At 71.1% G+C, this 13,817-nt stretch carries 5 protein-coding genes; all 5 read left to right on the forward strand.

The window, feature by feature from the left end:
* The first annotated feature begins 1 nt into the window (after window position 1).
* The 5 genes from AB0P41_RS29160 (at window position 2) to AB0P41_RS29180 (ending at window position 13,816) form a co-directional block, all read left to right on the forward strand.
* Window positions 2-9,226: an SDR family NAD(P)-dependent oxidoreductase gene (locus AB0P41_RS29160; protein WP_365935034.1), complete on the forward strand. Its 9,225-nt coding sequence runs from the start codon at window positions 2-4 to the stop codon at window positions 9,224-9,226.
* Entirely contained in the window at window positions 9,223-10,581 is a 1,359-nt protein-coding gene (locus AB0P41_RS29165) for a PfaD family polyunsaturated fatty acid/polyketide biosynthesis protein (RefSeq protein ID WP_356715126.1), read from the forward strand. Before AB0P41_RS29160 ends, AB0P41_RS29165 begins: the two co-directional genes overlap by 4 nt.
* A gap of 70 nt (window positions 10,582-10,651) precedes the next feature.
* A complete protein-coding gene (gene fabD / locus AB0P41_RS29170; RefSeq protein ID WP_365935037.1) occupies window positions 10,652-11,743 on the forward strand; it encodes an ACP S-malonyltransferase in 1,092 nt (363 codons plus the stop codon).
* Window positions 11,744-11,783: 40 nt separating this feature from the next.
* Entirely contained in the window at window positions 11,784-13,043 is a 1,260-nt protein-coding gene (locus tag AB0P41_RS29175; protein ID WP_365935039.1) for a hydroxymethylglutaryl-CoA synthase family protein, read from the forward strand.
* A complete protein-coding gene (locus AB0P41_RS29180) occupies window positions 13,031-13,816 on the forward strand; it encodes an enoyl-CoA hydratase/isomerase (RefSeq protein ID WP_356715132.1) in 786 nt (261 codons plus the stop codon). The genes AB0P41_RS29175 and AB0P41_RS29180 overlap by 13 nt, the downstream gene beginning before the upstream one ends.
* Window position 13,817 lies beyond the last annotated feature (1 nt).

Raw genomic sequence — 13,817 nt, forward strand, 5'->3', positions numbered from 1 at the left:
CATGCTGAACGACATTGGGCGTGAAGCCATCACGATGGTGCCCGAAGGCACCCGGGTTCGTCTGCGGCACCTGTGCCAGGAGCAGGACGGTGAGCGGGGCCCGGCGGCGGGCCCGGCACCCGCCGACGCCGCCGTCCAGGACGAGGACCTGCTGCTGAGCCGCCTGCTGCTGCTCCAGCTCACCGAGGCGGGGCGGCTCTCCGGGGCGACCGCGCCGCCGCTCCCCGACGGCGGGCTGCGGCGCTGGCTGGACGAGTCCGTGCGTCGGCTGCGCCAAGGCGGCCTCCTCGGCGGCCCCGCCTCGGGGCCGGTCCCGGCGGTCCCGGTGGACGGCTCCGCGGTGTGGTCGCGATGGGAGGAGTACGGCGCCGCCGCACAGGGGGACGCGGCCCGGCGCGCACGGCTGGCGCTCCTCGACACCACCCTGCGCGCGCTGCCGGGGATCCTGCGCGGCGAGGTGCTCGCCACCGACGTGATGTTCCCCGGCTCGTCGATGGAACTCGTCGAGCCCATCTACCGGGACAACCCACTCTCCGACCGCTTCAACGGGATCCTGGCGGACGCCGCGGTCGCCGTGGTGCGGGAGATCGTGCGCACCGACCCGGCCGCCCGGGTCCGTATCCTGGAGATCGGCGCGGGCACCGGCGGCGGGAGCGTCGCCGTCCTCGAAGGGCTGCTGCCCTTCGCGGCGCAGGTGGAGACGTACGCCTACACCGACCTGTCGAAGTCCTTCCTGATGTACGCGGAGGAGCAGTACGGGCCGCGGTACCCCTATCTGGACTACCGGTTGTTCGACGTCGAGCAACCGCTGGCGGCGCAGGGCATCGCCCTCGGTTCCTACGACCTCGTCCTCGCGACCAACGTGCTGCACGCCACGAAGGACGTCCGCCGGACCCTGCGCAACGCCAAGGGAGCGCTCAAGCGGCACGGAGTGCTCATCGCCAACGAGCTCTCCACGCACTCGCTCTTCACCCATCTGACGTTCGGCCTTCTCGACGGCTGGTGGCTCTACGAGGACGACGAGCTGCGCATGCCGGGCGGTCCCGGCCTCTCCCCTGACGGCTGGGAGGAGGTGCTCGACGACGAGGGGTTCGGCTCGGTGTCCTTCCCGGCGCGAGGGCTGCACGCGTTGGGCTACCAGGTGATCGCCGCGGAGAGCGACGGCCTCGTCCGCCAGGAGGCCCGGGAGACCGGGGCACCGACGGGGGAGCGGGCCGCAGAGGGCCCCGCCCGGCCCGGGGCCCCGGAGGCCGCCGTCCTCTCCGGGCAGGCGGAGGAAGCGCGGGTCAGGGACGCGATCTTCGAGCAGCTGCGGCGGTCGCTGAAGCTCGAACGGTCCCAGATCGCCGCGGATGACGCCTTCATGGACTACGGCGTCGACTCGATCATCGGCGTGCGACTGATCCAGGAGATCAACCGCGCGCTCGGCACCGAGCTCGCCACGACCGACCTCTTCGACCACGGCTCGGTCAGCCGACTGGCGCGGCACATCGTCGACCACGCCCTCCCGGCCGCACCGGCACCACCCGCACCTGCCACGCACGCCGCACCGGCACCACCCGCCGCGTCGTCCCGACGGGCCGTCCGGGCCAGGGCGGGGCGGGAGGCGGATCGGACCGCCGCGGGCGGCACGTCCAGGGAGCCCATCGCCGTGGTCGGCATGAGCGGCCGGTTCGCCGGATCGCCCGGCGTCGAGGAACTCTGGGAGCACCTCGCCCAAGGACACGACCTGACGGACCCCGTCTCGCGGTGGGACCTCGCGGGCCACCGCCCCTCCGACGCGCAGGGCTGCGAACGCGGCAGCTTCATCGACGGGATCGACCTCTTCGACCCGGCCTTCTTCAACATCTCGGGCGTCGAGGCCACCTACATGGACCCGCAGCAGCGGCTGTTCCTCGAAGAGTCCTGGAAGGCCCTGGAGGACGCCGGCTACGCCGGCTCCGGCACCCGGGGGCGGCGCGTGGGCGTGTACGTCGGCTGCCAGGAGAGCGGTTACGCCCAGCTCTTCGGCGGCCAGGCGCCGCCGCAGTCCATGTGGGGCAACGCGCTGTCGGCGATGCCGGCGCGCATCTCGTACCACCTCGACTTCCAGGGGCCGGCGATCGCGGTCGACACCGCCTGCTCCAGTTCGCTCCTCGCCGTCCACCTGGCCTGTCAGGGGTTGTGGGGAGGTGAGACCGAGATGGCGCTGGCCGGCGGCGTATCCCTGCAGTGCACCCCGCAGTTCTACGTGCTGGCGGGCCGTGCCGGCATGCTCTCGGCGAGCGGCCGGTGCCACACCTTCGACGACCGCGCCGACGGCTTCGTTCCCGGAGACGGCGTCGGAGTGCTCGTCCTCAAGCGGCTCGCCGACGCGCTCGCCGACGGCGACCACATCCGCGGCGTCATCCGCGGCTCCGGCATCAACCAGGACGGTGCGTCGAACGGGATCACCGCGCCGAGCGCCGCGTCCCAGGAGCGTCTGGAGACCTCGGTCTACGACACCTTCGGGATCCGCCCGGAGGGCATCCAGATGGTGGAGGCGCACGGCACCGGCACCAAGCTCGGCGACCCGATCGAGTACCGGGCGCTGAAGAACGCCTTCCGCCGCTACACCGACCGCACGGAGTACTGCGCGCTGGGGTCCGTCAAGTCCAACCTCGGCCACACGATCACCGCGGCCGGGGTCGCCGGGGCCATCAAGGTGCTGCTCTCGCTGGAGCACCGGACCATCCCGCCCTCGATCAACTACGAGCGGCCGAACGCCCACATCGACATGACGGACAGCCCCTTCTACGTGAACACCGAGTGCCGGCCCTGGGACGCCGGGACGGACGGCACGCGACGTGCCGCGGTCAGCTCCTTCGGGGTCAGCGGCACCAACGCCCACGTCGTGTTCGAGGAGGGCCCCGAAGCGGTCCGCCCCTCCGCCACCCCACACACCACGCACCTCGTCACCCTCTCCGCGGCCACCGCCGGTCAGCTCGCCGAACAGGCCGAGCGCCTGATCGGACGCTGCGAGCGGCGGCCCGGTCTGGACGCCGGAGACATCGCCTTCACCCTTCTCCTCGGCCGCCGGCACCTCGCGCACCGGCTGGCCTGCGTCGTCCGGGACGGCGTCGAACTGGTCGCGGCCCTGCGCACCTGGCTCGACACGGGACAGGCCCCCCGTCTCAGCATCGGCGAGGTCCCCCCGCAGGGGATCGAGGAGCGCGCTGCGCTGCGCAGCCTCGGCAACGACTGCCTGCGGCAGGCAGGCGGCGACCCGGCCGCCCGCGCGGAACTGCTGGCAACCGTCCAGGACCTGTACGTCCAGGGGTACGACCTGGACTACGCGGCCCTCTTCGCCGACGGCCACCACACCCGCGTGGCACTGCCGACCTACCCCTTCGCCCGGGACCGGTACTGGGTGTCCGGGCAGTCGGCGCCCATCCCGGCCCGCCCCGGCGCGGCCGGTCCGCACCCACTGCTCCACGAGGACGTCTCGGACTTCGGCGTGCGGCGGCACCGCACGCGGTTCACCGGTGAGGAGCACTTCCTCACCGACCACGTGGTCAAGGGGCGGAAGGTGCTGCCGGGCGTCGTCTGCCTGGAGATGGCGCGGGCCGCCGCCGCCCTCGCCCTGGGGACCGCCGGCGCCGCGAGCGGCACCGACGGCATCGCCCTGCGCAATGTGGTGTGGGCGCGGCCGGTGGCCGTGGACGCCGAGCCCGTCACCCTCGTCACGTCCCTCACGCCCAGGGGCCCCGACGAGGCCGACTACGAGATCGCCGGCCCGCCCGGCGAGTCCGGCGCGGCACCGGTCGTGCACAGCCAGGGGCAGGTGGTGCGCAGGACGGCGGCACCGGCCGTGCTCGACCTGCCCGCCCTCCGCGAGGCCTGCGACCGGGCGGAGCTGACCGCGGCGGACCTGTACCAGGCGTACGAGGCGATCGGGTTCCGCTACGGCCCCTCCCACCGGGGTCTGGAGCGGCTGCACGTCGGCCGCGGCCAGGTCCTGGCACGGCTCGTGCTCCCCGAGGCGGTCCGGGCGGGCCGCGACGCGTACGTCCTGCATCCGAGCCTGCTCGACTCGGCCCTGCAGGCATCGCTCGGCATCGGTCTCGCGACCGGCGGCTCCGTGGCGCTCGACGTGTCCGGCATGAAGCCCTCCCTGCCCTTCGCCCTGGACGAGCTCGAAGTGCTGGACGCCGACCCGGAGTCGCTGTGGGCCTGGATCCGCCTCAGCGAGGGCTCCCGTGCGGACGGGGCGGTCTTCAAACTCGACATCGACCTGTGCGACGACCGGGGACGGGTCTGCGTCCGGGTCCGCGGCATGTCCTACCGCGTCCTGGACGGCGAGGTCGGGGGGGATGCGCCGGACGCGGTGTCCTGCCTCCGCTTCCTGCCGGTCTGGCAGGACGCCGTACCCGGCGGCGGCCCGGACCCCGCACCACGGGGACGCGTCGTGCTGGTGCCCGAGCTGCCTGACCTGCCAGGTCTGTCCGGCCTCGGGACACTCCTCGCGCAGCGGGATCCGGCAGCCCGCCTGCTGTGGCTGACCTCCGCCGAGGCCGGCCCGGCGGAGCGGTTCACCGACTACACCGTGCAGGCGCTGGAACACCTGCGGGGCCTGATGGCGGAGGGCGTGCGGCACAGGGTCCGCGTCCAACTCGTCGTCCCCGACGGGGCCGGCCTGGACACCACCCGCGGCCTGAGCGGGCTGCTCATGTCGGCGCAGGCGGAGGAACCGGGGCTGCTGCCGCAGGTGGTGCTCGTCGACCCGAGCGGGACCGCCGAGCAGACGGCGTCCCGACTCTCCGAGGCCCTCCGGCACCCCGGGGCGTCCTGCCTGCGGTTCCGGGACGGCCGTGCCCAGAGCCTCGGCTGGCGCGCGGGCGACCCGCCCGCCGCGGCTCCGGTGCCCTGGCGCAACGGCGGGGTCTACCTGGTCACCGGCGGAATGGGCGGCATCGGCAGGCTCGTCGCCCAGGACATGGCGTCCGGCGCGAGCGATGTGAGCATCGTCCTGGCCGGCCGCTCGGCGCTCGGACCCGAACAGGAGTCCGTCCTGGCCGCGTTGCGCGGCCAGGGGGCCGACGTCCGCTATGCCCGGGTCGACGTCGCCCGGTCCGGCGCGGTGCGCTCCCTGGTGGACGACATCCTGCGGGAGCGTGGCCAGCTGCACGGCATCGTGCACGCGGCCGGGGTGCTCCGCGACGGGCTCGTCCGCGGCAAGACCGCGGAGGAGTGCCGTGCGGTCCTCGCCCCGAAGGCGGCCGGCCTGGTGAACCTCGACGAGGCCACCAGGGACGTACCGCTGGACTTCCTGGTGTCGTTCTCCGGCGCGGCGGGGGTGTTCGGTAACGCGGGGCAGAGCGACTACGCGGCGGCCAACGCGTTCCTGGACGCCTACACCCACCACCGGCGGGAGCTCGTCGACCGCGGGGAGCGCTCGGGCGCCTCCGTGTCGATCGACTGGCCGCTGTGGGCCGAGGGGGGGATGGGGGTGGATCCCGGGACCGAGGCGATGATGAACGAGCGGCTGGGCATGGCTCCGCTGCCGACCGCCGACGGCATCGCCGCCCTGTACGCCGCGCTGGCGGCGCCGCACAGCCAGGTCCTGGTCCTCTCCGGCGACGCCGGCCGGATCGGGCGGGCCGTGCTCGGCCGGCCGGTGGCGCCCGAGGCGTCTCCCCGGCCCGTGCCGCGGACCCCGGCCGCCCCGGCGCAGGCCCGGCCCCGGCGTGCCGCGGGCGATGCGGCCGACCCGGTCCGCACCACGCTGGTCGCACGGCTGCGGCAGACCCTGAGCGAGGTGATCCAGGTGCCCGGCCACCGGATCGACGCGCAGGCGCCCTTCGAGAGGTTCGGCATCGACTCGGTCCTCGCGCTGTCCGTCACCAACCGGCTGGAGGCCGACTTCGGCTCCCTGTCGAAGACGCTCTTCTTCGAGTACCGCAACCTCCACGAGCTGAGCTCCTACTTCCTCCAGGCGCACCCGGACGTGGTCCGGACCCTCGTCGGGACCCGTGAGGAGCCCGCCGGGTACGCGGCGCCCGAGGGCGGGTCCCCGGCCACCGTCGTACGGGCGCCGGCGGCCGTGGCACCGCCTCCGGTCGCGGCGCCGCGGCCGGAGGTCCGCGAGGACGCGATCGCTGTGATCGGACTCGCCGGGCGCTACCCCGGCGCGGAGGACCTGGCCGGGTTCTGGGAGAACCTGGTCGCCGGACGCGACTGCGTCACGGAGGTCCCCCGGGACCGGTGGGAGCACGCGCCGTCCGACGGCACCCGGCCGGACCTGCCGGGCGGAGCTCCCGCCCAGTGGGGCGGGTTCCTCTCCGACGTGGCCGGATTCGATGCACCGTTCTTCAACGTCTCACCCCGTGAGGCCGCGATCATGGATCCGCAGACGCGTCTGTTCCTGGAGTGCGTCTGGACCCTGCTGGAGAGCTCCGGCTACAGCCGGGACCGGCTGCGCGACGCGCACGGCGGCCGGGTCGGCGTCTACGCCGGCGCGATGTACCAGCACTACCAGCTGCTGTCGTCCGACCCCGCGCACGAGTCCGTCACCTCGGTGATGAGCCACAGCGCCATCGCCAACCGGGTCTCGCACTTCTTCGACCTGCAGGGGCCGAGCCTTGCGATCGACACCACCTGCTCCTCGTCCCTGGTCGCCATCCACATGGCCTGCGAGGAACTGCGGCGCGGCGGCGGCGACATGATGATCGCCGGCGGGGTCAATCTCTCCCTGCACCCCAAGAAGTACGCGGGGCTGGACCTCACCGGCCTCGCGGGGAGCGGCCCCGAGAGCCGGGCCCTGCTGGACGGGGACGGATTCATCCCCGCGGAGGGCGTCGGCGCGGTGCTGCTGAAGCCGCTGGCGGACGCCGTCCGTGACGGGGACGAGGTCCTCGCCGTCATCCGGTCGAGCGCGACCAACCACAAGGGCCGCACCAGCGGCCCCATGGTGCCCAGCCCGGCCCGTCAGAAGGAGCTGATCGCGGAGAACCTGCGGAGGGCGGGTATCCACCCGCGCACGATCAGCTACGCCGAGGTGTCGGCCAACGGCTCCCAGATGGGCGACGCCATCGAGTTCGCGGCACTGCGGGAGGCCTTCGCCGAGCACACCCGGGACGAGCGGTTCTGTGCCGTCGGTACGGTCAAGTCCACGCTGGGCAATCTGGAGGCGGCCTCGGGCGTGGCCCAGCTGAGCAAGGTGGTCCTGCAGCTCACGCACCGCAGGCTGGTCCCCTTCACCGGGAGGGGCCCACTCAACCCGGGGGTGGAGTTCAAGGGCACCGCGTTCTACCTGCCGCAGGAGGCAGAACCGTGGCACCGGCCCGTCGTGGACCTCGACGGCCAAGAGCGGGAGTACCCGCTGCGGGCGGTCATCGACTCCTTCGGGGCGGGCGGTTCCAACGCCCATCTGGTTGTGGAGGAGTACACGGGGCGGCCGCCGGCCGATGACGCCGCGGAGCCGGCCCTCGGTGCCACCGAGCCGGCGCCGCAGGTCGTGGTCCTCTCCGCCCACACCGAGGACCGGTTGAGGGCCGTCTCCGGCCGGCTGCTGGAGTTCCTGCCCGCGCAGGACGGCCTGGACCTGAAGGACCTCGCCCACACACTCCGGTACGGGCGCGAGGCCATGCGGTTCCGGCTGGCGCTGGTGGCGGCGAACCTCGGGGAGCTGGCCGCGGGCCTCACCCATTACCTCGCCGACCAGGGGGGCACCGCCCCCGTGCCGCTGTTCACCGGCGATGTCGGTGGAGACGGTTCCGACCTCGACCTGCTGCTCGGCGGACGGGCCGGGGAGGCCCTGGTCCGCGAGCTGCTGGCCGAGAACCACCTGGAGAAGCTCGCGCTGGTGTGGACGCGGGGCGGCAAGGTGCCCTGGGAGCTGTTGCGGCGCGGCGACCGGAGCCCGCGGATCCTCCGGTCCCTGCCGGGCTACCCCTTCGACCGCAAGCGCCACTGGGTGCCCGCGCGTCCCGGAGGGGACGCCGCGGCCGTGACGGCCGCGCCTTCGTCGGAGCCTCCGGCCGCTCCCCCCGCGGCGGACCGGATCACGACCGCCGTCGCCGAACTGCTGGGGATGCGGGCGGACGAACTCGACCTCTCCGTGCCGCTGGAGGACCTCGGCTTCAGCTCGATCCAGGCCACCCAGCTGCTCCAGGTGCTCCGGGCCGAGGTCGACCCCCAGGCCGACCTCGGGACGCTGGGCGAGTGCCGGTCGACCCGGGACCTGCTGCGGCGCTTCGGGTCCGGGGCGGGCGGGTCCGCCGGGGCCGGTGCGGCGTCCGCCGCTCCGGTGCACATCCCGGAGGTCGTCCCGCTCAACGGCCGCCGGGAGGGCCGGCCGGTGTTCTGGTTCCACGGCGGGCTCGGCGGGGTGGAGGTGTACGCCTCGGTGGCCGACAGCATCGAGCGGCCCTTCTACGGGATCCAGGCCCGCGGCTGGATGACGGACAGCGAGCCGCTGCACGGCATCCCGGCGCTGGCGGCGCACTACGCACAGATCATCCGCACGGTCCAGCCCGAGGGGCCCTACGACCTCGGAGGCTTCTCCTTCGGCGGCCTGCTGGCCTACGAGGTGACGCGCCTGCTCCAGGAGCAGGGCGAGAGGGTCGAGAGCATCGTCATGGTGGACACCTACGACGACAGCGTGGGGGACGTGACCATGTCGCGCACCGACATGCTGCTGCAGCAGGTCAACGCCCTGCTGTTCGCCGCCTCAAAGCCCGCCCCGGAGGACTTCGCCACCACCCTGGTGTCCGGTGGCGAGATCGACTGGACCCAGGACGAGGACGCCCTGCTCGACCAGATGCTCACCCTCGCGCGGGAGCGGGGACTGAAGGGGGAGGAGCCGCCGCTGCGCGCCCTGGTGCTGCGCAATCTGGAGGTCCAGGACGCCTACGGGCTGCTGGACTACGACATCGCGCCGCTTCCCCGGCCCGACTCGGTCTCCTGCTTCTACTTCCGCAACGGGAGCGGTCTGTTCTACGGGGAGATGGAACCGCTGTTCTCCACCGGGAAGGAGGGCGTCGTCCTGGATCACGCCGTCTACTGGACGGAGTGGCAGCGGCAGCTGCCGCACTTCCACCGGATCGACGTGGACGCGGCGAACCACTTCGTGATGCTGGGTGACCCGGCGGCCCTCACCACGGTGCGGTCCTTCTGCTCGCTGTTCTACTCCGGCGGCCGGAGCCGACGCCTCCCCGTGGCGAAGGCGTGGGCCACCCGCCACCAGAAGGGGCGGGAGGCGAAGTGAGCGTGCTGGAGGAACGCCGTGAGGACGCGGCTCGGCGGCTCGGCTGCGCCTCCTTCCGCCGGGACTTCGGCGTCGACCACGCCTATCTGGCGGGGTCGATGTACCGCGGTATCGCCTCGAAGGAACTGGTGGTCGCCATGGGGCGGGCGGGCTGCATGGGATTCCTGGGCGCCGCCGGCCTGAGTCCCGAGCGGGTGACGGGCGACATCGCCCACATCCGGCGGCACTTGGAGCCAGGCCGGCCCTTCGGAGTCAATCTGCTGTGCGACCTCCAGCACCCGGAACGGGAGACGGCCAACGTCGAGAGGCTCCTCGCCCACGGGGTGCGGATCATCGAGGCGTCGGCGTTCGTCAAGGTCACCCCGGCCCTGGTCCTGTTCCACATGTCGGGGCTGCGGCACGGGCCCGGGGGCGGTATCGAACGCGGCACGCGGATCATCGCCAAGGTCTCCAGACCCGAGGTGGCGCGCGAGTTCATGCGACCCGCGCCGACGCAGATGGTCGAGCGGCTGGTGGCGGAGGGCCGGGTCACGCCAGAGCAGGCGGCACTGGCCCGGCGGGTTCCGGTGGCGCAGGACCTCACCGTCGAGGCGGACTCGGGAGGCCATACCGACCGGGGGGTCTCCACCGTGCTGTTGCCGTCGATGCAGAGCCTGCGGGCCCGCCTGACACGGGAGTTCGGGTACGGAGAGAAGATCCGCCTGGGGCTCGCAGGCGGAATCGGAACGCCGCCCGCGGTGGCCGCCGCCTTCGCCATGGGCGCCGACTTCGTCATGACGGGATCTATCAACCAGTGCACAGTCGAGGCAGGCGTCAGCGACGCGGTCAAGGACCGCCTGCAGTCCATCGACGTCCAGGACACCGACTACTGCCCGGCGGGCGACATGTTCGAGATGGGCGCGCTGGTCCAGGTCCTGAGGAAGGGCGTGCTCTTCCCCGCCAGGGCGAACCGGCTGCACGCCCTGTACAAGAGCCACGACTCGTGGGAGGAGATACCGCAGGAGACCCGCAGACAGATCCAGGACGCCTACTTCAAGAAGAGCGCCGACGAGGTCTGGCGGGAGACCTGCGAGCATCTACGGAAGACGGGCCGAGCCTCGGAGATCGAGCGGGCCGAGCGCACTCCGAAGCGGCGCATGGCCCTCATGTTCCGTTGGTACTACGGCTACAGCAGCCGTCTCTCCTTCATGGACAGCGATATCGATCCGGCCAACCTCCAGATTCATACGGGGCCGGCTCTCGGGGCGTTCAACCAATGGTCTCTCGGCACGCCGTGGGAGAAGTGGAGAAACCGTCATGCGGCGAGCATGGCGCAGGAGTTGATGCGCGGGGCGTCCTCAATTCTTTCGAGATAGAGGTAGCCGTGGGCGCAACTTCTCTGGCAGGGTGAGGGCGGAACTTGATCACAGCAGGAGAGGAAATTTCATGAAGGCCTATGTATTCCCCGGGCAGGGGGCGCAGCAGAAGGGAATGGGCGCATCCCTCTTCCGTGAATTCAAGGACCTGACCCACTCGGCCGATTCGGTCCTGGGCTACTCCATCGAGGAGCTCTGCCTGGAGGACCCCGACGGGCTGCTCGACCGGACGCAGTACACGCAGCCCGCGATGTATGTCGTCAATGCTCTGTCGTACTATCGGAAGATCCGTGAGACCGGACTGGTTCCGGACTTCGCCGCAGGCCACAGCCTTGGTGAGTACAACGCGCTGCTTGCCGCCGAGGTGTTCGACTTCGAAACCGGCCTGCGGTTGGTGCGCAAGCGCGGGGAGCTGATGGGGCGCGCTTCGGGTGGCGGGATGGCTGCCGTCCTGAACGCCTCGGAGTCGGAGATCCGGGCGGTCCTCGCCGACAACGGGCTCGACTCCGTCGATCTCGCGAATTTCAACACGCCCTCGCAGATCGTGATTTCAGGGCACGCCGAGGACATCGAGGCGGCCAAGCCGCTTTTCCAGACCGGAAACCACCTGTTCATGCCACTGCGGACGAGTGGGGCGTTCCACTCGCGGTACATGGAGCCGGCCCGCGCCGAGTTCGAGGAGTTCCTGGCCGGGATTACCTTTTCGAAGCCGCGTATCCCGGTGATCTCCAATGTGACGGCGAGGGCCTATGAAGGCCACCTCCTCAAGGAGGGGCTGACGGGGCAGATGGTGCATGCGGTGCGCTGGTCAGACTCGATGCGGCACCTCCTCGAAACTCCTGGGATGGAATTCGAGGAGATAGGGCACGGCAATGTTCTGACGAAGCTTCTGCAAAAAATCCGGCGTGAGACAAAGGATGCGGAAAAGGCGCCGTCCCCGGCTGTGGTGAAGGCGCCCGAGAGCGCCGAAGAGATGGTTCGGAAATGGAATGCAAGCCATGCGGTCGGGGCCCGGTTCCGGTCCACCGCCGGCGACTACGGGGACCTGGAGACCGCCACGCCGGCAACCGTCCTCTTCGGACACCGGGCGGCCGTCTACATGCGCGGCTACCGAGGGTACTTCGATCTCCGGGAACTGGATCCGATCCCGGCCTCACAGTGAATCGGACCGAAACCGACCGCACAACCCAGGGAGAGAAGTCATGACGGCCGTCGGAATCGAAGCGATGAACTTCTTCGCAGGCTCCTGTTACCTCGACGTGGAGAAGCTGGCGATCCACCGCGGGCTCGACACAGCGAGGTTCGACAACCTGCTCATGAAGGAGAAGACCGTCGCACTGCCGTACGAGGACCCGGTGACCTTCGGCATCAACGCGGCCAAGCCCCTCATCGACGCGATGTCGCCCGAGGAACGGGACTCCATAGAGCTGGTCATCACCGCCACCGAGTCGGCGTTCGACTTCGGCAAGTCCATGAGCACGTACTTCCACGACCTGCTGGGGCTGAACCGGAACTGCCGCCTCTTCGAGATCAAGAACGCGTGCTACTCGGGGGTCGCAGCGCTCCAGACGGCCGCGAACTTCATACTGGCGGGCACCTCGCCTGGCGCGAAGGCCCTGGTCATCGCCACCGACATCACCCGCTTCATGGTGGCGGAGAGCGGTGACGCGCTCTCCGAGGACTGGTCCTTCGCCGAGCCCAGCGGCGGCGCCGGCGCCGTGGCCATGGTCATCAGCGACACCCCGCACATCTTCCAGATCGATGTCGGCGCGAGCGGCTACTACGGCTACGAGGTGATGGACACCTGCCGCCCCCTGCCCGACAGTGAAGCCGGCAACGCGGACCTGTCCCTGCTCTCCTACCTGGACTGCTGCGAGAACTCCTTCCTGGAGTACCAGCGCCGCGTCGGCGACGTGGACTTCGTCTCCACCTTCGGCTACCTCGCCTTCCACACGCCCTTCGGCGGCATGATCAAAGGCGCCCACCGCAACCTGATGCGCAAGGTGGCCAAGGCGCGCCCGGCGACCATCGAGGAGGACTTCCGGCGGCGTATGCACCCGGGCCTGACGTACTGCCAGCGCGTCGGGAACATCATGGGCGCCACGACGATGCTGTCGCTGGCCAGCACGATCGACAACGCTGACCTCTCCGAGTCCCAGCGCATCGGCGTCTTCTCCTACGGATCCGGCTGCTGCTCCGAGTTCTTCAGCGGCGTGGCCCGCCAGGAGAGCCAGGACCGCACCCGCGCCCTCGGCATGGAAAAGCACCTCGACGCACGGTACGAGCTGTCGATGCCCGAGTACGACGCGCTGCTCAAGGCCAACCACACGGTCAGGTTCGGCACCCGCAACGCCCTCCTGAGTTCCGATGTCGCGTCGCGGGCCCGTACCTGGAGCGGCCGGGAACTGCTCTACCTGAAGCGCATCGACGAGTTCCACCGGGAGTACGAGTGGGTGTCCTGAACACGGCGGAGTACGAGACGGTCAAGGTCCGCTTCGAGAACGGCATCTGCTTCCTCCAGATGCACCGGCCCGAGGCGGGCAACACCATCAACCACCGGCTGGTCCAGGAGTGCGCCGACGTGGTACGCCTCGCCGAGGAGCACGCCACCGTCCTCGTCCTGGAAGGGCTCCCGGACGTGTTCTGCTGGGGCGCGGACTTCGGGGAGCTCGCCGCGAATGACGGCGTGGGCGGGACCGGGGAGTCGCCCGCGGCGGCCCTCTACGACCTCTGGCTCTCCCTGGCCCTCGGGTCCTTCGTGTCCGTGGCGCACGTCCGGGGCAAGGTCAACGCCGGAGGACTGGGGTTCGTCGCCGCCTGCGACGTCGTGGTGTGCGCCGACACGGTGACCTTCAGCCTGTCCGAGCTGCTCTTCGGGCTGATGCCGGCCTGTGTGCTGCCCTTCCTGACCAGGAAGGTGGGCCCGGCGCGGTCCAACTACATCACCCTGATGACGCAGCCGTTCACCGCCCGGCAGGCGGTGGACTGGGGGCTCGTCGACGTCAGCGCGGAGAACAGCGCCCACCCGCTGCGCCGGCACCTCCTGCGGCTGCGCTACCTCCCGAAGACGGGAGTGGCTCGCTACAAGAAGTACCTCCGCAACCTCGACGACATCCTGCTCCCGTCCCGGGACAAGGCCGTGGAGGCAAATCGGGAGGTGTTCTCCGACGAGGAGAACCTGCGGAAGATCGAGCGCTACGTGAAGACAGGGCAGTTCCCCTGGGAAGGAGAGTAGG

This window comes from Streptomyces sp. NPDC079167, assembly GCF_040686735.1.
In the GTDB taxonomy this organism is placed as follows: Bacteria; Actinomycetota; Actinomycetes; order Streptomycetales; family Streptomycetaceae; genus Streptomyces.

Coding starts and splice junctions, on each gene's coding strand:
- AB0P41_RS29160 (WP_365935034.1), top strand. CDS start 2: ATGCTGAACGACATTGGGCGTGAAGCCATCACGATGGTGCCCGAAGGC.
- fabD (WP_365935037.1), top strand. CDS start 10,652: ATGAAGGCCTATGTATTCCCCGGGCAGGGGGCGCAGCAGAAGGGAATG.
- AB0P41_RS29175 (WP_365935039.1), top strand. CDS start 11,784: ATGACGGCCGTCGGAATCGAAGCGATGAACTTCTTCGCAGGCTCCTGT.